Raw genomic sequence first — 14811 nt, forward strand, 5'->3', positions numbered from 1 at the left:
CGCCGCTGTCTCCGATTTGCCACGGCCAGGATGTAAATGAGTCACTCACCGTTCCACCCCCTCCAATTTCTTGCGGATGCGTTGCAGGCGCACATGCCTGAAGCCACGGATGACGGCGCCCATGACCTGGCGCACCTGCACCGAGTGTGGGCCAACGTACGCAGGATCCACGCGGTAGAGGGCGGGGACCTGGAGGTGTTGCTGGCCGCAACCGTGCTGCACGATTGTGTGGCCGTGGAAAAAGACTCACCCCAACGCAGTCAGGCCTCGCGGCTGTCCGCCAGCAAGGCGGCGCAGATACTCGCAGCTTTGAACTGGCCCACGCCACGCATCGAGGCGGTTCGCCACGCCATTGCCGCGCACAGCTTTAGCGCCCATCTGCCAGCCGATACCCTGGAAGCGAAGATCCTGCAGGACAGCGACCGCCTCGACGCCCTCGGCATGGTCGGTATTGCCCGCTGCTTCTACGTCGGTGGCCGCATGGGTACGGCGCTGTATGACCCGAACAATCCCAAGGCCAAAGGCCGCGACTACCAGGATCGTCAGTTCAGTCTTGAGCACTTTCCCAACAAATTGCTGACGCTGGCGTCGGGCTTTCAGACCGGCGAGGGCGCACGACTGGCGGCTCAGCGGCATCAGCGGTTGGTGTGGTTTGTCGACGGCTTCATGGATGAAATTGGCGTTTCTTGACGCCTGAAAGGTCGCGCTGGGAGAGCTGGTAGGGCAAGTCATTCATGAGGTGATGGATGATTGAGTTTGAAAAGTGGTCGCCGTCATTGAAGAGCGCGTTCTTGATCATTCCTTTCATCATGGCGTGTTGGTCATCGCTTCTAACTCTGCAAATGCAGCAGGCCTTGGGGGCCAGTGCATCCGCAAAGCGGCCCCCGGCTCTGGCTCACACCCTCATTTGCGGATCCTCTTCCTTGTTCACGTTCACGGCCTTGCCTTGCGTCTGATCCATGGGTGGCTGAGCAGCTTCCGGTGCACTCCTACGCGTCCTGAACAACGACAACACGACCCCGCCGAGCAACAACCCGAATGTCACGCCCAACGACAGCAACGCCGGTACCTTGCCCACCATGCCGTGGTAGAAGATCTTGCAGCCGATGAAGATCAGCACCAGCGCCAACGCATACTTGAGGTAGACGAAGCGGTGCATCAGTGCGGCCAGGGCGAAGTACAGCGAGCGCAGGCCAAGGATGGCGAAGATGTTGGAGGTATAGACGATGAAGGGGTCCTGGGTAATGGCGAAAATCGCCGGCACGCTATCCACCGCGAACACCAGGTCGGCCAGTTCGATCAGTACCAGGGCCAGGAACAGCGGCGTGGCATAATGCAGGGCCTTGGTGTGGCCTGGGGGCTTGAGGCGTACGAAAAAGTGCGAGCCATGGATCTGGTCCGTGACGCGCATGTGCCGGCGCACGAACTTGAGCACTGGGTTGTTGGCAAGATCCGGATGGCTTTCTTGCCTGGAGAACGCCATCTTGACCCCGGTGAACAGCAGGAACGCGCCGAACACATACAACACCCAGGCAAAGTTCTGCACCAGCGCTGCGCCCACGCCGATCATGATCGCGCGCAACACCACGACGCCATGGATGCCCCAGAACAGGACGCGGTGCTGGTAACGGCGGGGGATGGCGAAGAAGCCGAAGATCATGGCCATGACGAACACGTTGTCCATCGACAATGACTGCTCGACCAGAAAACCGGTATAGAACTCTAACGCCGCCTGCGACCCCAGTTCGAACCAGACCCAGGCCCCGAACAGCACGCCGACGCTGAAATAGCCTGAGTACAACAACAGGCTTTCGCGCATTTCGATCTCGCGGTCCTGGCGGTGCAGAACCCCCAGGTCAAGCACCAGCAAACCGATGACGATGGCCATGAACACCAGCCACAACCAAGTGCTGGTGCCGAGGAACGGGGTGGTGAGGAATGTCTGCAGAGCTGTCATGAGCCCCTCCTTGAATGTCGACGTTGCATGGCAACAGTGATCCGACATGGCGGCTCGGCAGCCGTCAGAGGGGCCCGGTATCACATGGTTCTGAGCCTAGACCCAGTTCCCCGCGAAGCCGAATGGTGAGCTGTTACATTTTTTTGCGTGCAGCGCGCCCTAAAGGGCCCTGATCGATGTGCTGATGGCGCGCGCGCATTCGAGAGCGGCCGGCGCCAGTCGGCGCTCGGCATCTTCCACCGACCAGCGACTGGTGGGCGCCACCACATGCACGGACGCAACAGGCCGGCCTTGGCTGTTTCGCACGGGGGCAGCCACGGCCATGTCACCGAGGAACAGTTCTTCGCTGTTGATCGCATATCCCTTGCGCCGGACCTCGGCAATCGCCTCAAGAATCTGCTCGGGGCTGGTGCGGGTGAGGTGGGTATGGCGGATGAGCTCGCTGCGCGCCAGCAGCGCCTTGACTTCATCCTCTTCCAGAGCGCTCAGGTAGGCGCGGCCGGAAGCCGTGCAGTACATCGGTATGCGACTACCGATCGGTAAGTGGATGGGGATGAACTTGGGGCCTACGAACCGCGCCACGTAGAGCATGTCGGTGCGCACGGGCTCGGTCAGGTTGGTGGTTTCGCCGGTAGTTTGCGCCAGTTCCGCGAGGAAGGGGTTGGCCACGTCCACCAAGGTGTCGGCGGCCAGGTAGTTATAGCCGATCTCCATCACTTCCGGAGTGAGCTGGAAACGTTTGCTCAGCGGATGCTTGCTCACATAGCCCAGGGCTTCGAGGGTGTAGATCATGCGCTGCGCCGAACTCTTGTTGATGCCGGCGGCCTCGGCCACCTCTGCCAGGTTCATGGTACGGCGGCGGGCATTGAACGCTCGGAGCACGGCCAAACCCTTCTCCAATGACTGATTGAACAGGCTGCTTTCGCTATCGTTCATACGTTGAATCATCCATTTCCGCTTCTTTAATATCGATATGCGATATTTGTAAATCTCTTTACGATTTTTGTAAATTGTTTATAGTAAAAAACATGCCTCCTGCCGATACCTGAGGCCAACCCTACGCATAAACACAATAAGTCGCGTGAAATGGGAGTGTTCAGCATGTATCCACGTCTTCGAGCAGTCACCTGCGCTCTGGCCCTGGTCGCCAGTTGTGCCACCGCCTTGGTCGCCCAGGCCGAGACCTACAAAGTGGGCGCCACTGCCACCGGCGTTCCGTTCACTTTCCTTGATGTGAAGAGCAACAGTATCCAGGGCATGATGGTCGACTCGGCTGAGGCCGTGGCCAAGGCGGCGGGCTTTGAAGTAGAAATTGCCCAGACCAATTTCGCGGCGCTGATCCCTTCGCTGACAGCTCGTAAGATCGACCTGATTTCAGCGGCCATGCTGCGCACGCCAGAGCGGGAGAAAGTCGTGCAGTATTCGGAACCGGTGTTCGAGTACGGTGAGGGGCTGATGGTGCGTGCCGACGATGACAAGGCCTACACCAGTATGGATGACTTCAAGGGCGAAGTGGTGGGAGCCCAGGTGGGGACCGTTTTCATCGACGAACTGAATCGCCGTGGCATCTTCAAGGAAGTGCGTGGCTACGACTCGCTCGCCGACCTCACCCGTGACCTGGCGCTGGGTCGGATCAAGGCCGGCTTCGGTGATCACCCGATCCTGGCGTATCAGATGGCGCAGGGCACATTGAAGAAAGTGCGCCTGGTCGAGAGCTACCAGCCGCACCTCAAGGGCCAGGTGTGCCTGATCATGCGCCAGGGCGACCCGCAGATGCTGGCACAGGTCAACAAGGGTATCGCCAGCATCAAGGCCGACGGCACGCTGGCCGGCATCATCGCCAAGTGGAAGCTCGACTGACGGTCGTCATCCTCCGGTGCCCAGAAAGGGCGCCGTCTCTTAGGTACATCCATCCCGGACACGCTTATGTTCTTCCAGAATGCTCTGGACTTCCTGCCCATTCTGCTCAATGGCGCGGTGGTCACCGTGCAGGTCACGATTGCCTCGTTCCTGCTCAGTTCCCTGATTGGTTTGGGCTTTGCCCTGATGATGGTGTCGAAGGTGCGCGCCGTCGCCCTGTGCGGCATCACCCTGGTCAACGTCATCCGTGGCCTGCCGATTATCGTGCAGTTGTTCTACATCTACTTCGTGCTGCCTGAATTCGGCATTCAACTCAGCGCCTTGCATGCGGGCATCATCGGCTTGGGAATCGCCTACTCGGCGTACCAGGCGGAGAATTTCCGCGCCGGCATACAGGCCATTCAACAGGGCCAGATCGAGGCGGCCGAGTCCCTTGGCATGCGTGGGCCGATGATCATGCGCCGGGTCGTGCTGCCACAGGCGTTGCGTATTGCCTTGCCGCCCTACGGCAACACCTTGGTGATGATGCTCAAGGACTCGTCCCTGGTGTCGACCATCACCGTTGCCGAGATGACCCGTGCCGGCCAGCTGATTGCCTCGTCGACCTTCGAGAACATGACCGTCTACACCCTGGTGGCATTGCTCTACTTGTCCCTGAGCCTGCCCCTGTCGTATGCCCTGCGCCGTCTCGAAACGCGTATCGCCACGAGGAAGCACGCATGATCAGCATTCAGTCTCTGCATAAAAGCTACGGCAGTACACCTGTGCTCGAAGGCATCGACCTGAACGTCGACAGCGGTCAGGTGGTGTGCCTGATCGGCCCATCGGGTTCGGGAAAGTCCACCTTGCTGCGCTGCATCAACGGGCTGGAGACCTACGAAGGTGGCGACATCCTGGTCGAAGACGAACGGGTGGACCGCAATGCCAAAAGCATCCACTCCATCCGCAGTCAGGTGGCCATGGTGTTCCAACGCTTCAACCTGTTTCCGCACCGCACTGCGTTGCAGAACGTCATGGAAGGTCCGGTGTATGTGAAAAGGGAAAACCCGCAAGCCGCCCGCGAACATGCTCGGGCACTGCTGGAGAAGGTAGGCCTGGCCCACCGTATGGACGCCTACCCCGACGAGCTTTCCGGGGGGCAGCAGCAACGCGTTGCCATCGCCCGTGCGCTGGCCATGCGGCCCAAGGCGATTCTGTTCGATGAGCCGACTTCGGCGCTGGACCCGGAGTTGGTAGGTGAAGTGCTGGCGGTGATGCGAAAACTGGCAGATGAAGGCATGACCATGGTGGTGGTGACCCACGAGATGGGCTTTGCCCGTGAGGTCGCTGACAAGGTCTGCTTCCTCTACGGCGGCAGGATCATCGAAGAGGGCCCGGCCCGCGAGGTGCTCGGGGCGCCTCAGCAACAGCGTACCCAGGACTTCCTGCGACGTTTGCTGACCAGTGAAGGGGGCCAGGCATGAGTGCTGCGCAACTGGCATTGCCTGCCTCATTATGGGCGGCCACTGCCACGCCGGGGGTGCATACACCGCCACTGGATAACGACAAGCAGGTGGATGTCGCCGTGGTCGGTGCCGGTTATACAGGGTTGGTGACGGCCCTGCACCTGGCCCGCCAGGGTGTGCGGGTTTGTGTGCTGGATGCCGGCGAGCCTGGCTGGGGCGCCTCCGGGCGCAATGGCGGGCAGGTCATTCCGGGCCTCAAGCATGACCCGGAAGACTTGCTGCGCCTCTTCGGCCCGGTGCAGGGGCAGCGCTTGGTCGACGTGGCGGGTGGCGCTGCCGATGAAGTCTTCGCGCTCATCCAGCGTTACGGCATTCAGTGCGACGCGACCCGCAAGGGCTGGATCCAGCCGGCTGCGACGCCGGCCGCCATGCGTGCGATCGAGCGGCGCGCCGAGCAATGGCGCAAGCGCGGTGTGCCTGTCGAGCTGCTCGACCAGGGCCGTGTGAGCCAGCGTATAGGCAGTTATGACTACCTCGGTGCCTGGGTCGACCCGCGTGCCGGTAGTGTCCAGCCGCTGAGCTACGTGCGCGGCCTGGCGCGGGCGGCGTTGAGCGAAGGCGTGCAGATCCATGGCCATAACCGGGTGACCGGCTTGCGTCGTGACAGCAGTGGGTGGACGCTCACCACCGATACCCGCCGCGTGGTCACAGCCGAACGGGTTGTGCTGGCCACCAATGGCTACACGGACGATCTGTGGCCGAAGTTGCGGCAGACGCTGCTGCCGGCGAACAGTTTCATCGTCGCCACCCGGCCATTGCCTGAGCAGTTGCGTCGCACGATTTTGCCGGGGGGCGAAGTCTGCTCCGATGCCCGGCGCCTGCTGGTGTATTTCAAGCAGGACGCACAAGGACGCCTGTTGCTGGGCGGGCGAGGGCCATTTGCAGAACCGCGTGCGGCCACTGACTGGAATCATCTGCGCCGCTCAGTGGTGGGGCTGTTCCCGCACTTGAAGGATGTCGAGTTCGAGTACCAGTGGGCTGGGCGGGTGGCGCTGACCCAGGATTTCCTGCCGCACCTGCATGAGCCGGCCCCTGGCCTGAGCATCCTGCTGGGCTACAACGGTCGAGGCATTGCCATGTCGACGACCCTTGGCCGCCATCTGGCCGAGCGCTTGCTTGGGCAGGCCGAGCATTTTCCGTTTCCGGTGACGCCGATTCGGCCGATACCGCTCCATGGTCTGCAGCGCTTGTACCTGGGCGTTGGCATTGCCTGGTACCGGCTGCTGGACGCCATCCTTTGAGTCCAGGCGCGCATGCAATCCGGCCTGTGGTGACCAAGACGGCGGCCGATAGCCCGTTCGGCCACTGCGTTGTTGGGCAGGGCGCCAACGGCTAAACCTGGGGTTTCAGTAGACCCACACTTCCACCCGCCGGTTGCGCAAACGGCCCTGTTCCAGGTCGTTGCCGGCCACAGGCAGTTCGTCGCCCATACCGGTTATCTCCAGGACTTCGACGCCGCCCCTCGCCAGCTCGCGTCTTACCGCCAGGGCTCGCAGACGTGACAGCAGGGCGGCGCGCCCGGGCGTTTCCTTGGGGTCGCCAAAGCCCACCAGCACTGCCTTGGTGTGCAGCTTTGCGTTCTGGCGCAGGTAGTCGGCCACCCGCTGCACGTCGCGCAGTGCCTTGGTGTCGAGGCTGGCACTGCCTTCCTGGAAGCGGAAGTTGACGCTCAGTCGCTGCGCCTTCAGGGCCAGGGTGCGATAGCGCGGTGGCATGTTGGTGTGTGGCGGCACTGACTGGGCCGTGACCTGTTGAGAAACGAAACCCTGTGCGGCGACGATCGCCTGGCCGGCCGGGCTCTGGGCAAAGTCGGCCAATGCCCGGGCCATGGGTGTGGCATTGGCGGGCAGGTAGAAATACAACCTGCGCGACAACGGGTAATCTTCATTGGCCACCAGCGCGCGCTCAGGGCGCATCGCGGGCGCATCACCCTCGGCGATTGCCAGCACCTTGGCGCCGTGCGCCGCTGCCAGGCTACTGAAGCCGATGGCCTGGCGATCGCCAGCGACCCGTTCGGCCAGTTCGTCGCTGGACTCGAAGCGCTGGGTCTGCGGCATCAAGCTGGCCTGGTGCCGGTCCAGTACCATTGCCTTGAAGGTCTCGAACGTGCCGGAGCGCTCGTCCCGGGCATACCTGTGAATCTCGCCGCCGACCACGCCCAGCTGCTCCCAGCGCTGAATGTGCCCGGAGAAGACTTCGGCCAATTGTTGGGTGGTCAGTTGCGGCAAGGGGTTGTCGGGATGGACGATCACCGCCACACCGTCCAGGCCGATGACTTGCTCGGCACGCGCCGCGCGCAGGTCGCCCAAGGCATGCAGCTGGTTGGCTTCGGCGTCGTTGATGGGGCGGGAGGCCGCGGCCAGGTCAGCCTCGCCGCGGCCCAGGGCGGTGAAGCCGGTGCTCGAACCGTGCGCGGCGATGTCGATCCGCAGGGCGCGGCCTTGGGTATCCTGTGCCTGGATCACACTCTCGTTAGGTACCGCTCCGGGCAATCGCTGGATGGCCGTGGCGTGTTGCGACTGCAACAAGCTTTCGACAAGTGCCGGCAACAAGGCCGCGCCGATGGTGTTGGAACCCTGAATACGCAGGTGCGCCGGTTCGGCCAGGGCCATCAGCGGTAGCAACGGGATGAGCAGGATGAGCAGGCGATGCATGCCGGGGACCTTTGGCACAGGAGTGCCCGGCAGATTACGACAGGGGCGTGACTGAAATGTGACAGCGGGTGGCGGGAGGGAGGGCTTTGCCCGCTTATCGCCGGCAAGCCAGCTCCTACGAAGCGTCGGCTTGCCGGCGATGGCGCTGCATCAATGAGCGCCGGCGGATTTGCTCAGGTCACTTTCGGCCCACTCGGTGTACACGCAGGCATCCGCCACGGCCCAGCGAACCTTCACGGTATCGCCCGGCTGCATGGGCATACCCGCGGCAGACAGCGCCTTGACGGTCAGTTCGGTACCACCGGCGGTCACCACATGACAGGTCTGGCTTTCGCCGAGGAACAGTACTTCCGCGACCTTGGCGCTGACCTCGTTCCAACCTGCTGGCAACGAGTCACGAGCGGCTTGTTCAGCCGTCAGTGCCAGGGCTTTTTCCGGGCGCACCATGATCAGCGCGTCTTGCCCGGCCGTCAGGCCTGGCGTCAGGCGAATGGCTACCGGCTGGCCTTCGAAGCTGCCTGCCCCATTGCTGCTGGCCTTGATGCGCAGGAAGTTGGAATTGCCCAGGAACGAGGCCACGAACGCGTTTGGCGGGTTCTGGTAAAGGTCGTAGCCGGTACCCAGGCCAACGATCTTGCCGTGGCTGAAAATGGCGATGCGCTGTGAAAGGCGCATGGCTTCTTCCTGATCGTGGGTCACGTAGACGATGGTGATGCCCAGGCGCCGGTGCAGCTGGCGCAGCTCGTCCTGCAGGTCTTCACGCAGCTTCTTGTCCAGCGCACCAAGCGGTTCGTCCATCAGCAGGATGCGGGGCTCGTACACCAGCGCCCGGGCAATCGCTACGCGCTGCTGCTGGCCGCCGGACATCTGCGAGGGTTTGCGGTGGGCGAATTTCTCCAGCTGTACCAGCTTGAGCATGGCGTCGACGCGCTTGTTGGTCTCAGCGGCGCCGAGCTTGCGGATGGCCAGCGGGAAGGCGATGTTGTCGCGCACGTTCAGGTGCGGGAACAGCGAATAGCGCTGAAACACCATGCCGATGTCGCGCTTGTGCGGTGGCACGTTCACCAGCGACTGGCCTTCGACCAGAATCTCGCCGCTGCTGGGCGTTTCGAAGCCGGCCAGCATCGACAGGGTGGTGGACTTGCCCGAGCCGCTGGAGCCCAGGAAGGTGAGAAACTCGCCGTCCTGGATGTCCAGGTCGAGGTTGTCCACGGCGGTGAAGTCGCCGTAGTGCTTGTTCAGACCGCGCAGGCTGACCAGGGTCTTGTTGTGCGCGTTGTCTTTGATCACTGCACTCATGGTTGTTCTCTCCGGGCACTCAGGCGTTGACTTCGGTGCGCCGGCGCAGTGCGGCGGCAATAATCATGACAAGAAGCGACAGGCCGATCAGCAGCGTCGATGCGACGGCAATGACCGGGCTCAGGTCCTGACGCAGGGTGGTCCACATCTTTACCGGCAGTGTCTGCAGGTCGGGGCTCGCCATCATCACGCTGAGCACCACTTCATCCCAGGACACCAGGAAGGCGAACAGGCCGCCGGCGATCATTCCCGGGCGGATGGCGGGGAAGGTGACCTTGAAAATGGCCTGCAGGCGCGAGGCGCCGCAGATCACCGCGGCATCCTCGATCGACTGGTCGAACAACTTCAACGAGTTGATGATCGAGATGATGGTGAAAGGCAGGGCGACGATCACATGGCTGACCACGAAGGCGAACAGCGTGCCGGTGTAGCCGAGCTTGAGGAACAGCGCATACACCGCCACGGCGATGATCACCAGCGGCACGATCATCGGCATGGTGAACAGGCCGTAGAGCAACTCACGGCCAGGGAAGCGCCCGCGTACAAGGGCGAAGGCGGTGGGCAGGCCCAGCAGCACGGCGGCAAGGGTGGTCAGCACGGCGACCTTGAGGCTGGCCAGGGCGGCGTCCATCCATTCGGGATTGGAGAAGAACTGGCCATACCATTTGAAGGTCCAGCCTGGTGGTGGGAACACCAGCCACTGGGATGAGCCGAACGACAATAGGACGATGAATACCACCGGCAGCAGCAGGAAGGCCGCGATGACCCCGGTGGTCAAGTACAGGCCAGTACGCAGCGGGCGGCCCATGGCGTTGGGAGACAGGAGCATGACGGCTTACCTCGCGTTGCCAACCGGAGATTCCGGCTGCAGCTTCAGGTACAGATAGAAGAGCACCAGGGTGATCACCACCAGCAGTGCGGCGGCGGCGCTGGCCAGGCCCCAGTTCAGGAACGATTGCACCTGCTGGATGATGAATTCAGGCAGCATCATGTTCTGCGCACCGCCCAGCAGTGCCGGGGTGACGTAGTAACCGAGCGACATCACGAACACCATCAACGCACCGGAGAACAACCCCGAGCGGCACAGCGGCAGGAACACCTTCCAGAAGTTGGTCCAGGGACTGGCACCACAGATCGAGCCGGCCTGCAGCACCATCGGGTCGATGGCGTGCATGGTCGCCTGCAGCGGCAGGACGATGAACGGAATCATGATGTAGCTCATCCCGATCACCACGCCGGTGAGGTTGTGCACCATCTCCAGCGGCGTATCGATGATGCCCATGGCCATCAACGCCTTGTTGATCACCCCCGAGCTTTGCAGCAGCACCAGCCATGAGTAGGTGCGCGCCAGCAGGCTGGTCCACATCGACAGCAGCACGATGTTCAGCAGCCAGCGCCCCCACCCCTTCGGCACCAAGGTGATTGCCCAGGCCAGCGGAAAGCCCAGCAGCACGCTGATCAGGGTCACCAGGCCGGCGACGGAGAAGGTGTTGAAGAGCACGCGCGCGTAAGCCGAGTTTGCGAACAGCTGCTCGTAGTTGCCCAGCCCCGGCACCGGCTCCAGCACTCCGCGCAGCAACAGACCGGCCAGCGGCGCGAAGAAGAACAGGCCAAGGAACAGCAGGGCAGGCAGCAGGTTGCGGCTGCCTTTCCAGCGTTGGCTCAGGCTTGGGCGGCACGCGGCCGCTCCCGGAGCGCCGGTGCCGCTGGGGGCACCGTGCGCGTTATGCAGGGCGTTGATGGCAACTTTCATTTGACCAGCCACTCATTCCAGCGCGCCGCGATGGCCGGTCCGTTCTTGGCCCAGTAGGCGAAATCCAGGGTGACCTGGTCCTGGGCATAGGCGGTCGGCAGGTTTGGCGCAAGGTCTTTGTCGAGTTTGCCGACGCTGTCGATGTTCACCGGGGCGTAGGCGGTCTTGTTGGCGAAATCGGCCTGGCCCTCGGCGCTGCTGGCATTGGCCAGGAACTTCATGGCCGCATCCTTGTTCTTGGCGCCCTTGGGGATGACCAGGAAATCGGCCATGACCAGGTTCTGCTTCCAGCTCACACCCACCGGCGCACCGTCTTGCTGCAGGGCATAGACCCGGCCATTCCAGAACTGACCCAGGGACGCTTCTCCGGAGGCCAGTAGCTGTTGCGACTGGGCGCCACCGCCCCACCAGACGATGTCCTTCTTGATGGTGTCGAGTTTCTTGAAGGCGCGGTCCAGGTCCAGCGGGTAGAGCTTGTCGGGCGCTACGCCGTCGGCCAGCAGGGCAAGCTCCAGCACGCCAGGGCTGGGCCATTTGTACAGGGCGCGTTTGCCAGGGTACGTCTTGGTGTCGAACAGAGCGCTCCAGTCGACCGGTTTGTTGGCACCGAGCTTGCCTTCGTTGTAGCCGAGCACGAAGGAGAAGAAGAACGAGCCGACACCGTGGTCGGAGACGAAACGAGGATCGATCTTGTCGCGCTGGATCTGTTTGAAGTCCAGGGGTTCGAGCAGGCCTTCGCTGGCAGCCCGCAGTGCAAAATCGGCTTCGACGTCGACCACGTCCCATTGCACGTTGCCGCTCTCGACCATGGCCTTGAGCTTGCCGTAATCGGTCGGGCCGTCCTGAACGACTTTGATGTTGGTCGACTTGGTGAAGGGGACTGCCCATGCTTCTTTCTGGGCGTCCTGGGTGGTGCCGCCCCAACTGACGAAGTTGAGGCTGTCGGCGGCCTGCACGGCCTGACATGCCAGGGTCAGCAGGCTGGCGGACAGCACTGCGGTTACACGTTTGCTCAACAGCATGGTTACGCCCTCGTTGCTTTTGTTATTCGAGGCGGGGCTTGTGGTGCGCCCGCCAACAGTGTTCGGGGAGCAGCTTCAACAAAGTGTCTTCTGGCCGTTTGTCATTGTAGGTGCCGGCCTGCTGAATCAAGGTCTACGGGATATCATATTATGGTATTCCAAACATTTGGCAAGAGGGATGAGGCTACCGGCCATCACTCCGAGGTTCTGGTTGCGACGCGGGCCCTCTGCAGGAGCGGCCCGGCTCAATTGGAAAAGGGGAGGTTGTTCAGCCCGCGATCCCCGGTTCGAACGGAATGCTTTGCACCACTTCCAGCTCATACCCTGCCAGCCCTGCGTATTTCAGTGGCGGCCCCAGGTGACGCAGCTTGCCCACGCCCAGGTCCTGGAGGATTTGCGCTCCGGTACCCACCTCCGAGTACACCTTCGATTGTCCGCGCTGGTAAGGCCGTATCGGCTGGGTCAGTTGCGGCACGCGTTCGAGCAAGGCCTGGGAGGATTCGTGGTTGGCCAGGATCACCACCACGCCTGCACCTTCCTCGGCGACCTTCTCGAGCGCCGCCCACAACGTCCAGTTGGCCGGGCCGGCGTACTCGGCACCGACCAGGTCACGCAGCGGGTCGATCACATGCACACGCACCAGGGTCGGCTGCTCGCGGCGGATATCACCCATCACCATCGCCATGTGCACACCGCCTTCGATGCGGTCTTCATAGGTCACCAGACGGAAGGTGCCGTGGACGGTGGGTAGCTCCCGTTCGCCGATGCGCTTGATGGTCTGCTCGGTGCTCAGGCGATAGTGGATCAAATCGGCGATGGTGCCGATCTTGATGCCGTGCCGGGCGGCAAACACTTCCAGGTCGGGCCGCCGGGCCATGGTGCCGTCGTCGTTGAGCACCTCGACGATTACCGATGCCGGGGCAAAGCCGGCCAGGCGCGCCAGGTCGCAGCCGGCTTCGGTATGCCCGGCACGAGTCAGGACGCCGCCTTCGCGGGCGCGCAGGGGAAAGATGTGGCCGGGCTGCACCAGGTCTTCCGGGCGGGCGTCAGGAGCCATGGCTGCCGCCACCGTGCGGGCCCGGTCGGCGGCGGAGATGCCAGTGGTGACGCCGGTGGCCGCTTCGATCGACACGGTGAAGGCGGTGCTGAACACACTGCCGTTGGCCGGTACCATCTGTTCCAGGCCCAGGCGTTGGCAGTGATCGTCGGTGAGGGTCAGGCAGATCAGGCCGCGCGCTTCGCGGGCCATGAAGTTGATAGCCTGGGCGTCACAGCGTTCGGCGGCAATCAGCAGGTCGCCTTCGTTTTCCCGGTCTTCATCGTCCACCAGCAGCACCATCTTGCCCTGCCGGTAATCTTCGAGAAGTTCTTCGATGCTGTTGAATGCCATGCTGCACGCTCGCTGTGATGGGGTGATTTTTATGGTATACCATCATACACAATATCGACGTAGCAGGAGATCAGCGGATGAAGGCTTACTGGATCGCCCATGTGGATGTCAGCGACCCTGAGCAATACCAGCAGTACACCCAGCGTGCGCCGGCGGCCTTCAAGGCATTCGGTGGACGCTTCCTGGCTCGTGGCGGGCGTAGCGAGGCAATGGAGGGGAGGCCTACGCCTCAGCGTAGCGTGGTGATCGAGTTCGATTCGTATGAACAGGCAGTGGCCTGTTATCGGTCGGCGTTGTACCAGCAGGCTTGCAGCCATCGCCAAGGGGTGGCGAAGGCCGAGGTGATCATCGTCGAAGGTTTCGAGCCCTGAGCCATTCGCGACTGGCCTATGGCGGGCTTGCCCGCCGTAGGCCAGTAATGCCTGAGGTAGCCTTCAAGGCATCCCAGGCAACTCATGTGGACGCAGGTCGAATACCAACACTTCGGCATCATTGCCATTGGCCAGCTCCAGCCTTTGCTCTTGGCGAACCCGCACACCGTCCCCCTCATTCAGCGCCTGCCCATTGAGCGCGATGCTGCCCCGGGCGACATGCACATAGGCATGGCGGTTTTCCCGCAGGTTAAGGGTCGCCCGTTCCTCGCCATCGAACAGCCCGGCATACACCCGCGCGTTCTGGCGGACCTGCAATGAGCCTTCGGCGCCATCGGGCGAGATGATCAAGCGCAACCTGCCGCGTTTTTCCTCTGCACTGAAGTGCCGCTGCTGGTAACGCGGTGTCGCGCCCCTGACGTTGGGCACGATCCAGATCTGCAGGAAGTGTACCGGCACCGTCAGGCTGTGGTTGAACTCGCTGTGGGCCACACCGTGCCCCGCGCTCATCAGTTGCACATCGCCGGGGCGAATCACCGAACCGGTGCCGAGGGTGTCCTTGTGCTCCAGTGCACCTTCAAGCACATAGGAGAAAATTTCCATGTCTCGGTGCGGGTGCTCGCCGAAGCCTTTGCCGGCGATGACACGGTCGTCGTTGATCACCAGCAGGTCGGAAAAACCTTGTTCTTCGGGGTTACGGTAATGGCCGAAGGAAAAGGTATGGAACGACTTCAGCCAGCCATGGAAGCCAATGCCACGGTCTTGGGCGTTGCGCAGGGTGAGCATGGTGGTTCTCCTTGAAAAGCCGGGGCCGGAAGGGCCGCAGGGCAATTGATGGGAGAATCGTACTGTCACTTTAAGTGTTTATAAATTAGGTTCAATGAGTATTACTGTCTTGTCCAGGATGACAGCGGTAGACGTGCTCTGACGGCTATTTCTTTTGCGGCAGTAGTACTGTTCCTAATTTTCGCTGACGCGCTTCGGAGGGGGATTTCGGCTG

The 14811-nt window shown here is 62.2% G+C and carries 15 protein-coding genes; 6 read left to right on the forward strand and 9 right to left on the reverse strand.

Annotated elements, in window-relative coordinates:
• Positions 1–36 precede the first annotated feature (36 nt).
• Positions 37–690 carry an HD domain-containing protein gene (locus tag VXM67_RS11545; RefSeq protein ID WP_104881916.1) on the forward strand — a complete coding sequence of 218 codons (654 nt, stop codon included), beginning with the start codon at positions 37–39 and terminating at the stop codon, positions 688–690.
• Positions 691–895: 205 nt separating this feature from the next.
• Here VXM67_RS11545 and VXM67_RS11550 read toward each other — a convergent pair whose 3' ends face one another.
• Both VXM67_RS11550 and VXM67_RS11555 read right to left on the reverse strand, forming a co-directional pair.
• Entirely contained in the window at positions 896–1957 is a 1062-nt protein-coding gene (locus tag VXM67_RS11550) for a TerC family protein (RefSeq protein WP_367237689.1), read from the reverse strand.
• Positions 1958–2116: 159 nt separating this feature from the next.
• Positions 2117–2893, reverse strand: a complete 777-nt coding sequence (locus VXM67_RS11555) for an IclR family transcriptional regulator (RefSeq protein WP_027907022.1) — start codon at positions 2891–2893, stop codon at positions 2117–2119.
• Positions 2894–3058: 165 nt separating this feature from the next.
• On the opposite strand from VXM67_RS11555, the gene VXM67_RS11560 reads away from it, so the two are divergent.
• From VXM67_RS11560 to VXM67_RS11575, 4 genes are all read left to right on the forward strand, one after another.
• Positions 3059–3817 carry an ABC transporter substrate-binding protein gene (locus tag VXM67_RS11560; protein ID WP_041925634.1) on the forward strand — a complete coding sequence of 253 codons (759 nt, stop codon included), beginning with the start codon at positions 3059–3061 and terminating at the stop codon, positions 3815–3817.
• A gap of 66 nt (positions 3818–3883) precedes the next feature.
• Complete coding sequence (locus tag VXM67_RS11565; protein ID WP_023380042.1) at positions 3884–4540, forward strand: amino acid ABC transporter permease; 657 nt, start codon at positions 3884–3886, stop codon at positions 4538–4540.
• On the forward strand, positions 4537–5280 hold the full coding sequence (locus VXM67_RS11570) for an amino acid ABC transporter ATP-binding protein (protein WP_023380043.1): 744 nt from the start codon (positions 4537–4539) through the stop codon (positions 5278–5280). Before VXM67_RS11565 ends, VXM67_RS11570 begins: the two co-directional genes overlap by 4 nt.
• The gene (locus tag VXM67_RS11575; protein ID WP_023380044.1) at positions 5277–6563 is read left to right on the forward strand and encodes an FAD-binding oxidoreductase; all 1287 of its coding nucleotides are present in this window, start codon (positions 5277–5279) and stop codon (positions 6561–6563) included. The genes VXM67_RS11570 and VXM67_RS11575 overlap by 4 nt, the downstream gene beginning before the upstream one ends.
• Positions 6564–6668: 105 nt before the next feature.
• Here VXM67_RS11575 and VXM67_RS11580 read toward each other — a convergent pair whose 3' ends face one another.
• The 6 genes from VXM67_RS11580 to ribBA all read right to left on the reverse strand — a co-directional run bounded on the left by VXM67_RS11580 (position 6669) and on the right by ribBA (position 13440).
• Entirely contained in the window at positions 6669–7976 is a 1308-nt protein-coding gene (locus VXM67_RS11580; protein WP_023380045.1) for a substrate-binding domain-containing protein, read from the reverse strand.
• 150 nt (positions 7977–8126) lie between these two features.
• Positions 8127–9275 carry an ABC transporter ATP-binding protein gene (locus VXM67_RS11585; protein ID WP_104881914.1) on the reverse strand — a complete coding sequence of 383 codons (1149 nt, stop codon included), beginning with the start codon at positions 9273–9275 and terminating at the stop codon, positions 8127–8129.
• Positions 9276–9294: 19 nt separating this feature from the next.
• Complete coding sequence (locus VXM67_RS11590) at positions 9295–10104, reverse strand: ABC transporter permease (protein ID WP_023380047.1); 810 nt, start codon at positions 10102–10104, stop codon at positions 9295–9297.
• 6 nt (positions 10105–10110) lie between these two features.
• Complete coding sequence (locus VXM67_RS11595; protein WP_023380048.1) at positions 10111–11028, reverse strand: ABC transporter permease; 918 nt, start codon at positions 11026–11028, stop codon at positions 10111–10113.
• Complete coding sequence (locus VXM67_RS11600) at positions 11025–12050, reverse strand: ABC transporter substrate-binding protein (RefSeq protein ID WP_023380049.1); 1026 nt, start codon at positions 12048–12050, stop codon at positions 11025–11027. The genes VXM67_RS11595 and VXM67_RS11600 overlap by 4 nt, the downstream gene beginning before the upstream one ends.
• A gap of 268 nt (positions 12051–12318) precedes the next feature.
• Positions 12319–13440 carry a bifunctional 3,4-dihydroxy-2-butanone-4-phosphate synthase/GTP cyclohydrolase II gene (gene ribBA, locus VXM67_RS11605; RefSeq protein ID WP_023380050.1) on the reverse strand — a complete coding sequence of 374 codons (1122 nt, stop codon included), beginning with the start codon at positions 13438–13440 and terminating at the stop codon, positions 12319–12321.
• 77 nt (positions 13441–13517) lie between these two features.
• On the opposite strand from ribBA, the gene VXM67_RS11610 reads away from it, so the two are divergent.
• Positions 13518–13811, forward strand: a complete 294-nt coding sequence (locus tag VXM67_RS11610) for a DUF1330 domain-containing protein (RefSeq protein ID WP_023380051.1) — start codon at positions 13518–13520, stop codon at positions 13809–13811.
• A gap of 63 nt (positions 13812–13874) precedes the next feature.
• Here the strand turns inward: VXM67_RS11610 and VXM67_RS11615 are convergent, their stop codons facing one another.
• Positions 13875–14597, reverse strand: a complete 723-nt coding sequence (locus VXM67_RS11615) for a pirin family protein (RefSeq protein WP_023380052.1) — start codon at positions 14595–14597, stop codon at positions 13875–13877.
• Between the last annotated feature and the right edge of the window lie 214 nt (positions 14598–14811).

It is taken from the genome of Pseudomonas sp. Rh2 (genome assembly GCF_040762985.1).
Classification (GTDB): Bacteria; Pseudomonadota; Gammaproteobacteria; order Pseudomonadales; family Pseudomonadaceae; genus Aquipseudomonas; species Aquipseudomonas taiwanensis.

Bases quoted from the DNA above. Each gene is read 5' to 3' on its own strand.
- VXM67_RS11545 (WP_104881916.1), top strand. From the start codon at position 37: ATGAGTCACTCACCGTTCCACCCCCTCCAATTTCTTGCGGATGCGTTG.
- VXM67_RS11550 (WP_367237689.1), bottom strand. From the start codon at position 1,957: ATGACAGCTCTGCAGACATTCCTCACCACCCCGTTCCTCGGCACCAGC.
- VXM67_RS11555 (WP_027907022.1), bottom strand. From the start codon at position 2,893: ATGAACGATAGCGAAAGCAGCCTGTTCAATCAGTCATTGGAGAAGGGT.
- VXM67_RS11560 (WP_041925634.1), top strand. From the start codon at position 3,059: ATGTATCCACGTCTTCGAGCAGTCACCTGCGCTCTGGCCCTGGTCGCC.
- VXM67_RS11565 (WP_023380042.1), top strand. From the start codon at position 3,884: ATGTTCTTCCAGAATGCTCTGGACTTCCTGCCCATTCTGCTCAATGGC.
- VXM67_RS11570 (WP_023380043.1), top strand. From the start codon at position 4,537: ATGATCAGCATTCAGTCTCTGCATAAAAGCTACGGCAGTACACCTGTG.
- VXM67_RS11575 (WP_023380044.1), top strand. From the start codon at position 5,277: ATGAGTGCTGCGCAACTGGCATTGCCTGCCTCATTATGGGCGGCCACT.
- VXM67_RS11580 (WP_023380045.1), bottom strand. From the start codon at position 7,976: ATGCATCGCCTGCTCATCCTGCTCATCCCGTTGCTACCGCTGATGGCC.
- VXM67_RS11585 (WP_104881914.1), bottom strand. From the start codon at position 9,275: ATGAGTGCAGTGATCAAAGACAACGCGCACAACAAGACCCTGGTCAGC.
- VXM67_RS11590 (WP_023380047.1), bottom strand. From the start codon at position 10,104: ATGCTCCTGTCTCCCAACGCCATGGGCCGCCCGCTGCGTACTGGCCTG.
- VXM67_RS11595 (WP_023380048.1), bottom strand. From the start codon at position 11,028: ATGAAAGTTGCCATCAACGCCCTGCATAACGCGCACGGTGCCCCCAGC.
- VXM67_RS11600 (WP_023380049.1), bottom strand. From the start codon at position 12,050: ATGCTGTTGAGCAAACGTGTAACCGCAGTGCTGTCCGCCAGCCTGCTG.
- ribBA (WP_023380050.1), bottom strand. From the start codon at position 13,440: ATGGCATTCAACAGCATCGAAGAACTTCTCGAAGATTACCGGCAGGGC.
- VXM67_RS11610 (WP_023380051.1), top strand. From the start codon at position 13,518: ATGAAGGCTTACTGGATCGCCCATGTGGATGTCAGCGACCCTGAGCAA.
- VXM67_RS11615 (WP_023380052.1), bottom strand. From the start codon at position 14,597: ATGCTCACCCTGCGCAACGCCCAAGACCGTGGCATTGGCTTCCATGGC.